The sequence below is a fragment of the Spirosoma taeanense genome (assembly GCF_013127955.1).
Classification (GTDB): domain Bacteria; phylum Bacteroidota; class Bacteroidia; order Cytophagales; family Spirosomataceae; genus Spirosoma; species Spirosoma taeanense.
Genome location: NZ_CP053435.1, coordinates 2423120 through 2440227 on the forward strand (window position 1 = coordinate 2423120; position 17108 = coordinate 2440227).

Annotated in this window: 9 protein-coding genes; 5 read left to right on the plus strand and 4 right to left on the minus strand. The window is 54.5% G+C overall.

Annotation, left to right across the window (positions count from 1 at the left end; all coding sequences use genetic code 11):
• The first annotated feature begins 9 nt into the window (after positions 1-9).
• The 5 genes from HNV11_RS10255 to HNV11_RS10275 all read left to right on the plus strand — a co-directional run bounded on the left by HNV11_RS10255 (position 10) and on the right by HNV11_RS10275 (position 11715).
• Positions 10-1872 carry a RagB/SusD family nutrient uptake outer membrane protein gene (locus HNV11_RS10255; protein WP_171739574.1) on the plus strand — a complete coding sequence of 621 codons (1863 nt, stop codon included), beginning with the start codon at positions 10-12 and terminating at the stop codon, positions 1870-1872.
• Between the two features lie 82 nt (positions 1873-1954).
• Positions 1955-2662 (plus strand): hypothetical protein, encoded by a 708-nt coding sequence (locus tag HNV11_RS10260; RefSeq protein WP_171739575.1) that lies wholly within the window; start codon positions 1955-1957, stop codon positions 2660-2662.
• A 398-nt stretch (positions 2663-3060) separates the two neighbouring features.
• Entirely contained in the window at positions 3061-6348 is a 3288-nt protein-coding gene (locus HNV11_RS10265) for a SusC/RagA family TonB-linked outer membrane protein (RefSeq protein ID WP_171739576.1), read from the plus strand.
• Between the two features lie 20 nt (positions 6349-6368).
• A complete protein-coding gene (locus tag HNV11_RS10270; protein ID WP_171739577.1) occupies positions 6369-8219 on the plus strand; it encodes a RagB/SusD family nutrient uptake outer membrane protein in 1851 nt (616 codons plus the stop codon).
• A 106-nt stretch (positions 8220-8325) separates the two neighbouring features.
• Positions 8326-11715 (plus strand): VCBS repeat-containing protein, encoded by a 3390-nt coding sequence (locus HNV11_RS10275; RefSeq protein WP_171739578.1) that lies wholly within the window; start codon positions 8326-8328, stop codon positions 11713-11715.
• Between the two features lie 6 nt (positions 11716-11721).
• Here HNV11_RS10275 and HNV11_RS10280 read toward each other — a convergent pair whose 3' ends face one another.
• The 4 genes from HNV11_RS10280 to radC all read right to left on the minus strand — a co-directional run bounded on the left by HNV11_RS10280 (position 11722) and on the right by radC (position 17076).
• Positions 11722-13482 carry an ABC transporter ATP-binding protein gene (locus HNV11_RS10280; protein WP_171739579.1) on the minus strand — a complete coding sequence of 587 codons (1761 nt, stop codon included), beginning with the start codon at positions 13480-13482 and terminating at the stop codon, positions 11722-11724.
• A gap of 128 nt (positions 13483-13610) precedes the next feature.
• Positions 13611-14462 (minus strand): methylated-DNA--[protein]-cysteine S-methyltransferase, encoded by an 852-nt coding sequence (locus HNV11_RS10285; RefSeq protein WP_171739580.1) that lies wholly within the window; start codon positions 14460-14462, stop codon positions 13611-13613.
• Between the two features lie 159 nt (positions 14463-14621).
• The gene (locus tag HNV11_RS10290) at positions 14622-16124 is read right to left on the minus strand and encodes a catalase (RefSeq protein WP_171739581.1); all 1503 of its coding nucleotides are present in this window, start codon (positions 16122-16124) and stop codon (positions 14622-14624) included.
• 256 nt (positions 16125-16380) lie between these two features.
• Positions 16381-17076, minus strand: coding sequence for a RadC family protein (radC, locus tag HNV11_RS10295; protein WP_171739582.1), 696 nt, complete (start codon positions 17074-17076; stop codon positions 16381-16383).
• Positions 17077-17108: the final 32 nt, after the last annotated feature.

Consider the following 17108-nt stretch of genomic DNA (forward strand, 5'->3'; position numbering starts at 1 on the left):
TTTCTGAACATGATACGCAATTTTAAAACCATAAGTTTAGCCCTTTTTGTCGCATCGTTTGCGGTGACGGGTTGTAACGATGAATTTGTGAATACCCAGCCGCTCGATCAGGTTGCCGGATCGGCGGTGTGGTCGGATGCGGCTCTGGCAGAAGCCTTCGTAACCGGCATTTATGCCGGACTGGGGCAGGGTGGTTTCAACGAGCAGCAACTCGCGTCGCTGACCGACGAAACCCTGTTTACCCACCCCGGACGTAACATTACGACCATTACGGAGTCGCGCTCGAACCCAGCTGATCCGGGCTGGATCAACGAAACGATCGACTGGAACAACATGTACCTGCGGATTCGGGCGTGTAACCTCGCGCTCGAAAACCTGGCCAAGCCGAATTTCGCCAATACCAACAAGATTGTGGAGCGGCTGACCGGTGAAGTTAAGTTTCTGCGGGCGTACTACTACCAGCAACTGGTCCGGTATTATGGCGGTGTCCCAATCGTTGATAAGGCGTACGGGTTAGGGCAGGCGGATTACACCATGCCCCGCAATACGATGGAGGAGTGTATTAACTTCATCGTTAAAGACTGCGACGAAGCGGCTACGCTGCTGAAAGGACGAACGATGGCGAAAGGCCGGGCTAGTGAAGCCGCTGCTCTGGCGCTGAAATCGCGTATTCTGATTTATGCCGCCAGCGATCTCTACGACGCAGCTACGGCCAAGAGCAAATCGTCGGCGCACGCGGCCTTCTCAAAGCCCGAACTGCTCGGCTACGTCAGCGGCAACCGGGCGGAGCGCTGGCAGAAAGCCAAAGAGGCCGCCAAAGCGGTACTGGACCTGCCGGCCTATGGTTCACAGCTGAACCTGACAGCGCCTGTCAGCAAAGATCAGGGCACGACCAACTACATGAACATCGCCCTGTCGCGGAATGGCGGTGAGCGCGACATGATCTTCTCTCGTTCGTACATCAATGGGAAGCAGGAAGCTGGTGGTCAGCAAGGCTTGTACAACGGTCCCAATGGCTACCACAACTGGGCAGGTAACACCCCGGTTTCGCTGCTGGTTGATGATTATGAGATGATGGATGGCGCTAAGTTTAGCTGGAGCGATCCGGCCAAGGCAGCTACGCCCTACACGAATCGTGATCCGCGCTTTTATGCGTCGATTCTCTACGACGGTGCCCCCTGGAAACCCCGTACCGCCGACGTAGCGGCTAAAGACCCGGTTAACCAGATTCAAACCGGTCAGTATGAGGTGGTGAATTCGTCGGGTACTAAGGTGAACATTGCTGGTTTGGATACCCGTAAGAGCACGGTTGAGGACTGGAATGGCAGTTATACGGGCTATTACATGCGCAAGTTCATCGATCCCAACCCGGCAATTGTTGACCAGAACACCTATCAGGAGGTGCCCTGGCCGTTCTTCCGCTACACGGAAGCGCTCTTCAACTACGCGGAAGCCTGCATTGAGCTGGGTCAGGACGCCGAAGCCCGGACGTGGCTCAATAAGGTGCGTTACCGGGCCGGAATGCCTGCGCTTACCGAGTCGGGCGATGCCCTGCGGCAGCGGTACCGGAACGAACGGCGGGTCGAAATGGTGTTTGAAGAGCAACGCTACCACGACGCCCGTCGCTGGATGATCGCTCCGACAACGCTGGGCCGTAAGGCAACCGGTATCAACGTCGTCGGCACGCTGAAGCCCGGAAAAACAGTTTCGTTGTATAAATACGACCCAACCAGCTACGATTATTCGTACAAAGTCTTCGAGATTGATCCGGGTAAGGAAAATCGTCAGTGGGCCGATAAGATGTATTTCCTGCCGATCCATCGGGATGAGATGAACCGGAACAGCAAACTGATTCAGAATCCGGGTTACTAATTAATTGATTTTAAGTATTGCAGCGGATGCCAGCGTAAGTATACGCTGGCATCCGCTTTTGGTATAAACCTATTCGTTGATCATGAAATCTGCCCTATTGATTGTAGCAATTGGATTGAGTCTCTATAGTCCCGCACGGGCCCAGTCATCGCAGGTGATACGGTTGAAAGGCGGAGCGGGTGGCGAAAAATCCGTACCGATCAACGATCGGTACCGGTATGATCGGTTTCGGGACGGTAAGGTTCTGTTTCAGAACGGCGCGTCGGCGGCAGCCCGGTTTAATTACAATGTGCTGCTGGGCGAAATGCAGTTCATTGATGCCCGGGGCGATACGCTGGCTATAACCAGTGAACCCGTTGTCCGGCTGGTTGGCATTGGCGAGGACGTATTCTGGTATGATCGGATCAAGGGTTATCTGGAAATACGTGCGGAATACCCCAACGCAAAGCTGGCCGTTCAGCAGGGAGTTAGAACGGCAAAGAACGAAAAGCGAGGTGGATATGAACAGTCGACCGGTACCTCGGCCATCACAAATTATCAATTTTACTCCGGCGGTAGTACCGCCATCAATAAACTCGACAACAAAGGGGATTTGCTGCTGATAAAGGGAACATCGTACTTTATTATAGATCAGAATGGCCGGTCCTACCCCGCCAATAAAGCCAGTGTACTGAACGTGTACGCCCGGCATCGCGGACGGGTAACAGCCTATCTGGAAGATATGCCCGTAAATTTCACGCAGGAAGATGACCTCAAACGCCTGCTTAACTTTTGTAGCGGACTGCTGTAAAACTGACGTACGCCCGTCCGCAGTCCGACCGGTTGCAGAAAATGACACGCAGATTAATGAGTATTTCTACAATCCAGGTACGCGTATGCAGGCCGGTTTCGGGGAAGTAGCGCAGAATCGCTTGCCTATTGTTAATACAGTATCATAAACGGCTCTTTACCAGGTTGAAGATTGAGGGATTGCTGGTCATGCGTTGTCATTAGTCATTATAGGTAAACTAGTTTATGCCCAAAAATAGACATTTAGGGTGTCTGGTTTTAGATGTATAAATTTATATATATAAAATATTGAATAATATTTAGTAAAAAAAAAGGTTGTTGCATCGCGGAAATTGTAGGTAAATAGGTAATATTACCCGCTTTAGAAAGTGTTTAAACTAGTTTAACAGTCTAAAGCTTATGCAAAAACGTTTTACTCGTCAAAAGGTCTACTGCATTGCCAGGAACGCCTTTTTGGTAGCGACCAGTCGTCCCCGGCAGGTTGCCTGCTGTCTTATGTTGCTGCTTGGCCTGCTGTGCTCGGCTGGCGCCTATGCCCAAACGAAAGTTAGCGGTAAAGTTGTCGACGCGCAGGGAGCCGCTCTGCCAGGAGTTAGCATCGTGGTCAAGGGGACAACCACGGGTACGGTATCGGACGCTGATGGTAACTATGCGCTGAATGTGCAGAACGGTAACGCCACGCTCGTCTTTTCCTACATCGGCTACACCAGTCAGGAAATTGCCCTCAACGGCCGTAGTTCGGTCAATCTTACTCTGGCCAGCGACGACAAGATGTTGAGCGAGGTTGTGGTGGTCGGGTATGGCGAGCAGAAGAAAGAAACCGTAACCGGCTCGGTTGCCTCGGTGAAAGGCTCGGAACTGGTGAAGTCGCCAGCCATAAACCTGACCAACTCCATTGCAGGCCGGATGCCGGGCGTTATTGCCACCAACCGCAGTGGCGAACCGGGTTACGATGGTGCCGCCATCCGGATTCGGGGCTCAAATACGTTAGGAAATAATGATGCACTCATTGTTATTGACGGGGTGCCGGCCCGGGCCGGGGGGATTGACCGACTAAATCCGGCCGATATTGAAAGCATCTCTGTACTGAAGGATGCGTCAGCGGCTATCTATGGTTCGCGGGCGGCAAACGGGGTTATTCTGGTAACCACCAAGCGGGGAAAAACCGGCAAGCCGGAACTGCTCTATAATTTCAATCAGGGCTGGGCGCAGCCAACGGTTATCCCTAAAATGTCGTCGGCGGCTCAGTACGCTGAACTCAACAACGAGATCAATGCCTATAACCTGCCGGCGCAATACTGGAAAGACGCGCTCACGGCCTTCCGCACCACGGGTACGTATACTCGCCCCGACAACGGTGCCGTTGCCAAGGCCGCCTTTACGCCCGACGACATCAAGAAGTTTCAGGATGGTTCGGATCCCTGGGGACACCCTAATACGAACTGGTTCGAGGCAGCTCTGAAACCCTGGTCGCCCCAGACGCGGCACACGCTTCAGCTGACTGGTGGTGGCGAAAATATCAAATACCTGGTGTCGGCCGGCTACCAGAATCAGGATGCGTATTACAAGAACTCGGCAACGGGCTACAAGCAGTACGACTTCCGGACGAACCTGGATGCGAAAATCAGCAAGCATATCAGTACCGTTTTTGGGGTAGTAGGCCGCCAGGAGAATCGCTTCTTCCCGACCAAGCCGGCGGGCGCTATTTTCCGGATGCTGATGCGGGGCTATCCGAACAAACCGGCTTACTGGCCAAATGGTCTGCCTGCACCGGACATTGAGAACGGTGAACAGCCGGTTCTGATCACGACGAGCGCAACGGGTTATGACCGCGATACCCGCTACTACCTGCAAAGTAACGCGAGCGTGAACATTACCAACCCCTGGATCGAAGGGTTGAAGTTTTCAGGTAGTGTAGCTCTGGATAAATTCATTCAGCAGGGGAAAACCTGGCAGACGCCCTGGTCTATCTATAGCTGGGATTACACTTCCTACGACGCGAACAAGCAGCCAATTCTGAACCGGGTTCAGAAAGGGCCCAACGCGCAGGCGACTCTGAACCAGTACACCAACGATCAGTTCAGCTCGCTCCTGTCGGGGATTCTGACCTACGAACGGACATTCGCGACCGATCATGCCGTAACCCTGCTGGCAGGTGTTACTAAAGAGGCCTCCAACTCGAACGGGTTCTCGGCCTTCCGGAAATACTTTGCTTCAACGGCCATCGACCAGTTGTTTGCCGGTGGTAATGCCGAGAAAAACTCCAACACGACGGCCGCCTGGCAGCGGGCACGGATGAGCTACTTCGGCCGGGCCGGGTATAACTACAAAGAAAAATACCTGGCTGAGTTCCTGTGGCGATACGATGGCTCCTATATGTTCCCGAAAGCAAGCCGGTGGGGCTTCTTCCCGGGGGTATCGGTAGGCTGGCGGCTGTCGGAAGAGGATTTTATCAAGCAGTCGATTCCAGCCATCAGCTCGCTCAAGCTGCGGGGCTCGTGGGGGCAGTTGGGTAACGACCAGGTATTTTTCAACAATACGTTGCGGGAGTATGACTACCTGCCAACCTATGCCTACGGTGATCCGGCCAACGCCAACTGGGGTTACGTAATCAACGGTCAGGTTGTTCCGACGCTGTACGAAAACGGTGTGCCCAATACGACTCTGACCTGGGAGGTAGCTAACAATGCGAACATTGGACTGGAAGGATCGTTGCTAAACGGAAAAATCTTCTTCGAGTTCGACGTTTTCCAGAACAAGCGTTCCAACATCCTATGGCGGAAGAGCGCTTCCATTCCGCAGACTACGGGGATGACCCTGCCGGCTACCAACATTGGTAAAGTAACGAACCAGGGCTACGAGTTTAACGTCGGTTATAACGGACAGTCCGGGGAGTTGAAATATAATATCAGCGTAAACGGCGGTTATGCCCGAAACAAGATAACCTTCTGGGACGAAACCCCCGGTGCGCCGGAGTGGCAGCGTTCGACGGGCAAGTCAATGCCGACCAACGTAAACGACCCGAACCAGGCCAACGGTACGCTCATGTATGTCTATGACGGTATCTTCGCTACCCAGGGCGAGATCGACGCAAACAAGATCGACTACAGTGGCGTCGGGGGCCGGTTGCTGCGGCCGGGTGATATGCGGCTCAAGGACATCAACGGCGATGGTAAAATCGACGGCGACGACCGGGTTCGGCAGGATAAAAACAACATACCGCGGTTCCAGGGCGGGTTAAACCTGGGGTTGCGCTACCGCAACTTCGACTTAACGGTTCTCTTCCAGGGGTCAACCGGTGCGCAGATCTTCCTCCAGACCGAGTCGGGAACGATTGGTAACTTCCTGGAGTGGAGCTATAATAACCGCTGGACGGTCGATAACCCCAGCACCGTTCATCCGCGCATTGTGGACCGGAGCAACCAGTACTTCTCGAACGGTACTACCTACTGGCTGAAAAGCACGGATTACATCCGCCTGAAGAACCTCGAACTGGGATACACGCTTCCCGCAGCCCTAACGACCCGGATTGGTTTGAGCAACCTGCGCGTATATGTCAACGGGCTCAACCTGGCTACGTACGCACCCCAGATGAAAGGTTTGTTCGATCCAGAAGCAGCCAGCAGCAGCGCGCAGTATTATCCGCAGGCACGGGTTATCAACACAGGGTTGTCGGTTAGTTTCTAAAAATATTGAATCCGTACAGTATGAAAAAATATATAAAGTTCTTGTCGCTGGGTCTGGCAATTGGCCTGGCGACGGCTGGCTGTAACAGTGATTTTCTGGACACTAAGCCACTCGATAAGGTATCGGGGGATGCAGTCTGGTCGGATGCAGCCCTGGCCGAGTCGTTTGTAACGGGCGTCTACAATGGTTTGCGGGATGGTATTCTGGATCAGATGAACCTGGACTGCCAGACCGACAACGCGCTCTATAGCTTCGGTAAGCAGGACATCAATGAGGCCAACGTCAGCCCGTCCAACACGGGTACGGTAAAGAACACGATGGAGTGGGGGGCCATGTATGCCCGCATCCGGGCCGCCAACATCGCTCTGGCAAACCTGATGAAGCCTGGGTTTGATAACAGCAATGGCATTGCTAGTCGCATGCGGGGCGAAATGTATTTCATGCGCGCCTACTTCTATAATCAGTTGCTGCGGTACTATGGTGGGGTTCCCATCATTAAAACGCCGTACACGCTGGAAACGAGTGATTTTTCCATTGCTCGTAATACGTATGAGGAATGCGTGAACTCTATCGTGACGGACCTTGACTCCGCAGCGGCTTTGCTGAAAGGCAAAAAGATGGATGCGGGAAGGGCAACTATGGGCGCGGCAATGGCGCTCAAAGCGCGGGTGCTGCTGTATGCCGCCAGCGATCTGCACGACATTCCGACCGCAAAGGCTAAGTCGGCGCTTATTGCCGGCTTTAGCAAGCCCGAACTGCTCGGTTACGTCAGTGGTGACCGCACCGCCCGGTGGCAGAAAGCCAGAGATGCCGCCAAAGCCGTGATTGACCTGAACCAGTATGGTTATAAGATGAACCTGACAGCTCCCGTTTCGCCGGCAGAAGGGCAGCAGAACTACATTAACATGTATCTGTCCCGGAATGGTGGCGAGGCCGACGGAATCTTCCTGAAGTACTACGTTCGGGCTTCCCCCGACGACTGGGGTTCGTGGTATCCGCGCAACAATATGCCCAACGGCTACCATGGCTGGACATCAAGTGAGCCGACGCAGAATCTGGTGGATGGCTACGAAATGATGGACGGAACCAAGTTCGACTGGAAGAACCCCGCCCATGCCGCGGCTCCCTACGACAACCGCGATCCGCGCTTCTACGCGTCGATCCTGTATGACGGTGCGAAATGGAAGCCCCGTACGCCCGACGGAGCAGGTATTGACCCATTCGGGGAAATTCAGATGGGCGAGTATGAAGTAGGTAATGCCAGCAGCCCGTCGAAGTTTTCGGGTCTGGATACCCGCAACAGCTCAATCGAAAACTGGAACGGAACCTGGACGGGCTACGGCATCCGGAAGTTTATGGACCCCGACCCCGGCCTGGTGGATATGAACACCCGGCAGGAAGTGCCTTCTATCCAGATTCGCTTTACAGAAGTGGTGCTGAACTACGTCGAGGCCCTTATGGCTCTTGGGCAGTCGGAGGAAGCCAAGACCTGGCTCAACAAAATCCGTTTCCGCGTGGGTATGCCGGCCATTACCGAAACCGGAGCCGCTCTGGTGGCGCGTTACCAGAACGAACGGAACATCGAAATGCTGTTTGAAGAGCAGCGCTTTTATGACGTTCGTCGGTGGATGACTGCGCCAACGGCACTGGGTAAGCAGGCACAGATTATAATCGTGACGGGCAAGCTGAAGCCGGGCAAAACCGTAACGACGTATAAGTATAGTAAGGAGAACTACGATTACTCGTACAAGGTACAGGATCTGGGAACCGGTAAAGAAAACCGGAAGTGGGACGACAAGGCGTATTTCCCGCCAATTAACCGCGATGAAATAAACCGCAATAAACAACTGGTTCAGAACCCCGGCTACTAGGCCGATCCAGGAGGTGCTTTTTCAAGAGCTAAAAATGCCAATTCTTACGGGGATTGGCATTTTTGGCTTATTTTTATAGAATTATCTGCCAACTAGTACCTATTTCGTGAAACGCCTTAGCTCGTTTATTTTGCTGGCCGCTGCCGTTGCGCTTACTGGCTGTAACAAATCATCTAATTCGTCGCCAGGCCAACAGTCCGCTGCCCCATCGGGTCCACCGCTGTTTACCTTGCTGTCACCCGACCAAACCGGCGTTACGTTCGCCAACAACCTGAACGAAGGGCTGAATACGAACGTGATGATGTATGAGTATTTTTATAACGGCGGGGGCGTAGCGGTTGGTGATCTGAATAACGACGGGCTGGAGGACCTCTACTTCACGGCCAATATGACGCCGAACAAGCTGTATCTTAACAAGGGAAACATGCAGTTTGCCGACGTAACGATGCAGGCCGGGGCCGGGGGGGGCGAAAACCCGTGGAAAACGGGCGTGACGATGGCCGATGTGAACGGCGACGGTAAGCTCGATATTTTTATCTCGCGCTCAGGCACCATCCGACCCGAAAACCGCCTGCCAGAGCTGCTCATCAACGACGGACCCGATGCTAACGGCGTTCCGCACTTTACCGACCGGACGGCTCAGTACGGTCTCGACCGTCCCGTTCAAAGTACGCAGGCGGTCTTCTTCGACTACGATCGTGACGGCGACCTCGACCTGTTTCAGCTTAACCACAACCCCCGTCTGCTGCCCATCCTCGACCCATCTGCTACGGCGGCTATCATGGAAAAGCCTAACCCCGAAATTGGCGTACGGCTCTACAAAAATACGGGCAACCATTTCACCGACGTAACCGACAGAGCGGGCCTGAGCAGTTCGGCCCTTAGCTACGGGCTGGGCGTTGGGGTGTCGGATCTGAACAACGATGGCTGGCCTGACCTGTATGTATCCAACGATTACGGTGTTCCGGACTACCTGTACCTCAACAACCAGAACGGTACCTTCCGGAATGCCCTGAAAACAAGCGTGGGTCATACGTCCAATTTCTCGATGGGCAACGATGTTGCCGACGTCAATAACGACTCCCGGCCCGACATCATGACGCTCGACATGCTACCCGAAGATAACCGGCGGCAGAAGCTGCTGCTGGCACCCGACAACTACGATAAGTATGCGCTTAGTGTGGAGTCGGGCTTTCACCACCAGACCATGCGGAATATGCTGCAGGTCAACAATGGCGACGGTACGTTCCGGGAGGTGGGGCAACTGGCGGGTATCTCGAACACCGACTGGAGCTGGGCCCCGCTCTTTGCCGATTACGACAACGATGGCTGGAAAGACCTGTACATAACCAACGGCTATGTTCGCGACTACACAAACCAGGATTTCCTGAAGTACATGAACGACTTCATGCAAAGCCGTCCGACCAATCCAAGTCGGGAGGACATTCTGGAATTAGTGCATAAAATGCCGTCGTCGAATGTGGCCAATTACATGTTCCGGAATCGCGGGGGCGATGGTGCTGGCGACGTATCGTTCGCCAATGTAGGCGCGGCCTGGGGGCTGACGCAAGTATCCAACAGCACCGGCGCGGCCTACGCCGACCTGGACAACGATGGCGACCTGGACCTGGTTACCAACAATACCAACCAGCCCGCCTTTGTCTTTCGCAACGAAGCCAGCGCCCAACTGAAGCATCACTACCTCGGGGTGACACTAATCGGCTCCGGCGCGAATACGCAGGGGCTGGGCACGCGCGTAACCCTGTACCGGGCGGGTCGGCAGCAGTTTCTGGAGCAGATGCCTACGCGCGGCTATCAGTCGAGCGTATCGCCCCGGCTGCACTTTGGTTTGGGTACCGACCCCGTCATCGACTCGCTGCGGGTCGTCTGGCCGGGAGGAAACCAGCAGTTGCTGACCAGCGTAAAAGCCGATCAGCTCCTGACCCTGAAGGAGTCGGAGGCCCGGTCGTCGTATCGCGGGGAGCGGGCTGTACCCGCTTTGTTCCGGGAAGCGAAGTCGCCGATAAACCACACGTATCCGGTTAGCAAAGTCAATGATTTCAAGCGGCAGCCGCTGCTGGTTAGCTCGCAGTCGTTTGTCGGACCGTGTCTGGCTAAAGCCGATGTGAATGCCGATGGTCTGGAAGATGTCTATGCCGGTGGCAGCTCGGGGCAGGCTGGCGTGCTGTTTATTCAGCAACCTAATCACCAGTTCAGCCGCCAGCCGCAGGCCGCCTTCGACAGCGACAAAGCCAGCGAAGATGCTGATGCGGTGTTTTTAGATGCCAACGGCGACAGTTTTCCGGACCTTTACGTGTGTAGTGGTGGGTACGGTAACTTTCAGCCCAATGACCCGCGTTTGCAGGATCGTCTGTATCTGAACGATGGGAAGGGAAACTTTACTAAAAGTGCCAACGCCCTGCCCGCTATGCGCACCAGCACCAGTTGCGCGCGGGTAGCCGACGTTAATGGCGATGGCCGACCTGATTTATTCGTGGGTGGACGGGTTGTGCCGGGCCGTTATCCCGAAACACCCCGGTCATATCTGCTCGTAAATAACGGTAAAGGCCAGTTTACGGACCAAACGGCTAAACTGGCTCCGGCACTGGCGCAAATCGGGATGGTGACCGACGCAGCCTGGACTGATCTCAATGGCGATCGCAAGCCCGAACTGGTCGTGGTAGGTGAGTGGATGCCCATTGCGATATTTAGCCAGGCCGACGGTCAGTTTACGGACAAAACCAGCCAGTACTTCGAGAAAGAATATCGGGGCTGGTGGAATAAACTGCTGGTCGATGACCTCAACGGCGATGGTCGGCCGGATCTGGTGGTGGGTAATCAGGGGCTGAACACGCAGTGCCGCGCCAGCGAGCAGGAACCCGCCGAGCTGGTCTACAAAGATTTTGACAATAACGGAAAAATAGACCCGATTCTGTGTCTGTACGTGCAGGGGAAAAGCTATCCACACGCCAGCCGCGATGAACTGCTCGATCAGGTTAGTATGCTACGTCAGCGGTTCACGAACTATGATTCGTATGCCAACGCCACGCTGACCGATGTCTTCACCGCCGACGAGCTGAAGGATGCAAAGAAGCTAACGGCCAATCAATTAAAAACGACGCTTCTGGTCAGTACGCCTGCGGGTAAATTCGTTGAGAAACCCCTTCCCCTGGCTGCGCAGGTAGCGCCGGTATTCACGCTGACCCCGCTGGATTACGATCAGGACGGCCAGAAAGACCTGCTGCTTTGTGGAAACACCACGCAGGCCCGGCTTCGCTTTGGTCGGGCGGATGCAAATTACGGTGTTCTGCTGCGGGGCGATGGCCGGGGTGGGTTTACCGCCGTACCGCAGGCTCAGGCCGGCTTCCGGCTGACGGGCGACGTGCGGAGCGTAATGCCGGTGGGCAACACCCTCCTGTTTGGCATCAACCAGCAGCCCGTGCAGGCGTACCAGCCGACTAAACCGGTAGCGGGGAATCAGATCAGCAAGCGATAGAGGTCCTTACACCATTTCCTTGTACTGCATGCGGTACAGATTGGCGTAGAAGCCTTCGCGCTGAAGCAGTTCTTCGTGATTGCCCTGCTCAACAATCCGGCCTTTGTCAACAACAATGATGTTATTAGCTTTCTGAATGGTCGAGAGCCGGTGGGCAATTACGATGGCCGTGCGGCCTTTCATCAGGGTACTGATGGCGTTCTGGATCATTTCCTCCGTTTCCGTATCGACCGACGACGTCGCTTCATCCAGGACAATAATTTTGGGGTCCTGCACCATGGCCCTGACAAACGAAATGAGCTGTCGCTGACCAACCGAGAGTGTGGAGCCGCGTTCCATTACGTTGTACTGGTAACCACCCGGCAGCCGCTCAATGAAGTCGTGTACGCCAACGAGTTTGGCCGCTTCAACCATTTTTTCGTGGCTGATGCGCTTGTCGCCGAGGGTAATGTTGTTTTCAATCGTGTCCGAAAACAGGAAAACATCCTGCAGCACGACACCAATATTCCGGCGGAGGTGACCGAGTTCATACTCGTGCACATCAACCCCATCGACCAGGATTTCACCTTTATTGATGTCGTAAAAGCGGCTCAGCAGGTTAATGATAGAGGATTTGCCCGCGCCCGTTGCACCCACAAACGCGACTGTTTCGCCCGCGCTCACCCGGAACGAGATGTCGCGCAGGACGTAATCCTCGTTGTTATAGGCAAACCAGACGTGATTGAATTCAACCTCACCCCGCAGGGTAGCGGGTGCGTGGGTGCCGTTGTTGAGCGTAAACTCGTCGCTGTCGAGCAGCTTCAGAATCCGGTCGGTGCTGACGATACCCATCTGAAGCGTATTGAACCGGTCGGCCAGCATCCGGATCGGCCGGAAGAACAGGTTGATAAACATCACAAAGGCCGTAACGGTCCCGAACGTAACGTCGGCATTGATGATCTGCTTGGCTCCGTACCAGACCACCAGGCCCACCGCCACCGCCGAAATGATATCAGCAACGGGGTAATAGACCGAATAATACCAGATAGAGCGGATGTTAGCCTGCCGGTGCTCGTTGTTAATTTCCTGGAACTTCTCGGCCTCGATCTGTTCGCTGCCAAAAATCTGGACGATGTTCATGCCGGTAATATGTTCCTGCACAAACGAGTTCAGATTGGCAACGGCCGTCCGGACTTCATTGAACGACTTTTTGATCTTCTCTTTGAACACATAGGTGCTGAACAGCATCAGCGGAATTGTCGAGAGACTAATGGCCGCCAGCCGCCAGTCGGTATAGAACATGACCCCGATGATCAGCACCAGTTGCAGAATGTCGCCCGCAATGGCGGCCATACCTTCGCTGAAGACGTCGGCCAGCGTTTCCACATCCGAAATAGAGCGCGTTACCAACCGACCAATGGGCGTATTGTCGAAGAACTTAAGCCGTAGTTGAAGAATCTTCCGGTAGAGCTGCACCCGAATGTCGCGGATAACGTATTGACCCAGCCAGCCCGACAGGTACGTATTCGAGAACTGAACAATCGCCTGCATGACCAGCACGCCGATCATAATCGCCAGCATAACGGTTAGCTGCTGGTAGTCGCCCATCCCGATTACGTTGTCGATGGTATAGCGAATGAGCAGGGGTGTCAGCGGAGCCAGACAGGCCGCCAGCATGATAATCCCGATCAGAAGATAGAATCGGCCCTGGTAGGGTCGAACGAAATCATAGAGTCGTCGGAGAATGGCCCAGTCGAAAATTCGACCGCTTTTATGTTCTTCGTTCACGGAGAAGCGAGGGTTGTGGGAAGTTCTATCGGGTAACAGCGATTTCGGATTGAACGTTTCCGCTAGGCGTAATTTGCGGTGCAACCTGCCAAATCCAAGAAGCTAACTGAGCCAGCGGCAACAGAAACTCATCGCTCTGCCCGGGCGGCTTCCCAGCCCAGCATGGCCTGCTTCCGTTCGGCACCCCAGCGATAGCCGCCAAACAGTCCCGTTTTTTTAATGACCCGGTGGCAGGGAATTAAATACCCGACCGGATTGCAGCCAATCGCCGTGCCCACTGCCCGCGAGGCTGTGGGCTGGCCAATCGCGGTGGCAATCTGGTCGTAGCTGGCTAAGCCGCCCTCCGGAATTTTCAGCAGGGCTTCCCAAACCTTTAACTGAAAGGCAGAACCTCGCAGCAAAACGCCTAGCGGTTTCTCTGGACCAGGTCTCATCTGACCAATCGCCGGAAATATATGCTCGGCCAGGTGCTGCACAGCCGCCGGATCATGGCGAAGCTGCACATCGGGCCAGGCAGCCGTCAGGATAGCATCGGGGGCATCATCGGCGTTCAAAAAGTGCAGCGAAGCGATTCTATCGTTGATAGCCCCCAGCAGATAAGGACCAAACGGACTTTCGAAAGTGCCGTGAATTAACGTCAGGCCCGAACCCGCCTGCCTGAACTGGCCCGGCGTAACGCCTTCAATATTGACGAACAGATCATGCAGCCGACCCGTACCCGACAGACCGGCATCGTAAGCAGCGCCCGCCAGGGAGACTCCGTTTCGCAACTGCCGTTTGGCGTATTCAAGCGTCAGGTACTGGCTGAATTTTTTCGGACTTACACCCGCCCACTCCGTAAAGAGCCGCTGAAAGTGAAACTCACTCAGGTTGACCCGTTCGGCGAGATCGGCTAGCGAAGGCTGCTCGCGGAAATAAAGTGCCAGGTATTCAATGGCCTGAGCAATCTGCTGGTAAGTGACTGGGCTGTTCGTGTTCATGCGCTGACGGACCGATGTATCGATCGTTTGACCTGAACAAAGGTCGCTAGTGGCTAACTGCCGGAAAACCCGATTCTTGCGGAGATAGTCTGAAAACAGCAACGCCGAACGAAAATCGTCCGGCGTTGCGCGCTCATTACGGTAGGTTACAATATTGTTTTATGCGTGCTGCTGAGGCATGGCACCCTGCAGGTTCTCCATGCTGATACCCAGTCCCTGCGCTACGGCCATCCCCAGCGACAGGTCGGCGCGGAACCAGTGGCAGAGTTGCAGGTTGATGATCTGGTCGCGCTTTGGCCCTTCAATGCCGCTCATCGCGCCTACGATGTTGCTCACCGTATTGATCTTCTGCTCCGGGGTCATCAGACGCCACAGGTTACCCGGCTGCGTGTAGTGATCATTCTCGCCCGGTGCGTTACGGTCATACCAGCCCGCCAGCGAATCATTCAGCTCCCAGGACGGCTGCTTATAGCTTTCGTCGGCCACGATGTTGTCGAAGCTATTCGGGAAATAGTTCGGGTTACGGCCACCGTTGCCATCCACGCGCATCTGACCGTCGCGCTGGTAGTTGTTGACGGCATAGGGGCAGCGGTTCACCGGAATCTGCTCGTAATTACCGCCCAGCCGGTAGCGGTGCGCGTCGGGGTAGGAAAGCAGACGGCCCTGCAGCATCCGGTCGGGCGAGTAGCTGATGCCATCGACCACGTGCGCCGGGGCAAACGCGGATTGCTCAACGTCGGCAAAGTAATTGTCGGGGTTCTGATTCAGCTCAATGACGCCCACATCGATAAGCGGGAAGTCAGCGTGCGGCCATACTTTCGTCAGATCGAAGGGGTTCCATTTGAACGTCTTGGCCTGTTCTTCGGTCATGACCTGGATTTTCATGTTCCAGCGTGGGAAGTCGCCTTTGTCAATTGAAGTCACCAGGTCGCGCTGCGCGTAATCGGGGTCTAGCCCCTTCATTTTCACGGCTTCGTCGTTGGAGAAGTTTTTGATACCCTGCGCGGTTTTGAAATGGAATTTCACCCAAACCCGCTCGTTGTCGGCGTTAATCAGCGAGAATGTATGCGACCCATAGCCATTCATGTGGCGGTAGCCATCGGGCGTCCCGCGATCCGACATCAGGATCAGAACCTGGTGCAGGCTTTCGGGGTTCAGGCTCCAGTAGTCCCACATCATCGTCGCCGACTTGCAGTTGGTGTATGGGTCCCGCTTCTGAGTATGAATGAAGTCACCGAATTTTTTCGGGTCTTTCAGGAAGAACACGGGCGTATTGTTACCAACCAGATCCCAGTTACCGTCTTCGGAATAAAATTTCAGCGCAAAACCGCGTGGGTCGCGCTCGGTGTCAGCCGATCCTTTTTCGCCACCTACGGTCGAGAACCGCAGGAAGATGCGCGTCTGCTTACCGATTTCGCTGAACAGCTTGGCCCGGGTGTATTTGGTGATGTCGTGGGTTACGGTAAATGTCCCGAATGCGCCAGAACCTTTGGCATGAACGACGCGCTCCGGAATCCGCTCCCGGTTGAAGTGCGCCATTTTTTCGTGCAGAATGTAATCCTGCAACAGCAGCGGCCCGCGCTGGCCAACCGACATCGAATTTTCGTTTTCAAAATACGGGCTTCCCGAAGCGGTGGTGAGTTTTTTGGGTTGGTTTTCCATAAAAACTGGAATGAGTGGTTTTATTGGGGATTACAACGTGGACGGTGAGTTTGTCCAGCAGTTTACAGGGCAAGATTAATGGGGAATAACTTATCAATCAAATTGATTTAATTGATAATGTGATAGCTTTTAGTGATGGAAGTTTGCAGAATAGCTGCATTCAATCCCATACAAACGGATAGCGGTTTGTAAGTCAGCTTACAGGCAAAAGCCGGACAGTTGCCCGGCTTAGTAGAAAAAATGAGGCAATATGGTTTTACAACAAACCTTCATCGGCAAAACTGAAATAAGCTTTATCGGTAAAGATCAGGTGGTCGAGCACAGGGATGTCCAGCAGCCGACCGGCGTCTTTTAACTTCCGGGTCAGGTCTTTGTCGGCCTGCGACGGCGTCAGGTTGCCGGAAGGGTGGTTATGCAGCAGAATCATCGAAGAGGCCAGGTGCTCAAGCGCCTGCTTGAAGATAATCTTTGGATCGGCAACCGTCCCCGATACGCCCCCTGCGCTGATCTGTACGGGTCGAAGGATTTCGTTGGCACGATTCAGCAGTAAAATCCAGAACTCTTCGTGGGGTTTGTCGAGCAGGTGAGGGAGCATTTCGTTGTAGGCGTCGCGCGAGCAGGTGATCCTGGCCCGCTGCGGCCGGTCCTGCTCCCGGCGCCGGCGTCCCAGCTCAAGTGCAGCCACAATACTGATGGCCTTGGCTTCGCCGATACCACGAAATTTAGAGAGGTCCTTAATACTGAGTCTGGCCAACTCGTTCAGATTATTGCCAACGCTTTTGAGAATGATTTTTGCCACATCGACGGCCGTCAGGTCAACCGTGCCGGAGTTAATGAGGATGGCAATGAGTTCGGCTTCCGACAGAGCGGCCTTGCCTTTCAGCATGAGTTTTTCGCGTGGGCGGTCTTCTTCAGCCCAGCTCTGAATATTGCCGGAGGTTTCGTACGTCATGAAAACGATAATGTTACGGAGGGGTGGGAGTT

What these genes read in the sequence shown, in the direction of transcription:
- HNV11_RS10255 (WP_171739574.1), top strand. Translation starts at nt 10, where the DNA reads ATGATACGCAATTTTAAAACCATAAGTTTAGCCCTTTTTGTCGCATCG.
- HNV11_RS10260 (WP_171739575.1), top strand. Translation starts at nt 1,955, where the DNA reads ATGAAATCTGCCCTATTGATTGTAGCAATTGGATTGAGTCTCTATAGT.
- HNV11_RS10265 (WP_171739576.1), top strand. Translation starts at nt 3,061, where the DNA reads ATGCAAAAACGTTTTACTCGTCAAAAGGTCTACTGCATTGCCAGGAAC.
- HNV11_RS10270 (WP_171739577.1), top strand. Translation starts at nt 6,369, where the DNA reads ATGAAAAAATATATAAAGTTCTTGTCGCTGGGTCTGGCAATTGGCCTG.
- HNV11_RS10285 (WP_171739580.1), bottom strand. Translation starts at nt 14,462, where the DNA reads ATGAACACGAACAGCCCAGTCACTTACCAGCAGATTGCTCAGGCCATT.
- HNV11_RS10290 (WP_171739581.1), bottom strand. Translation starts at nt 16,124, where the DNA reads ATGGAAAACCAACCCAAAAAACTCACCACCGCTTCGGGAAGCCCGTAT.
- radC (WP_171739582.1), bottom strand. Translation starts at nt 17,076, where the DNA reads ATGACGTACGAAACCTCCGGCAATATTCAGAGCTGGGCTGAAGAAGAC.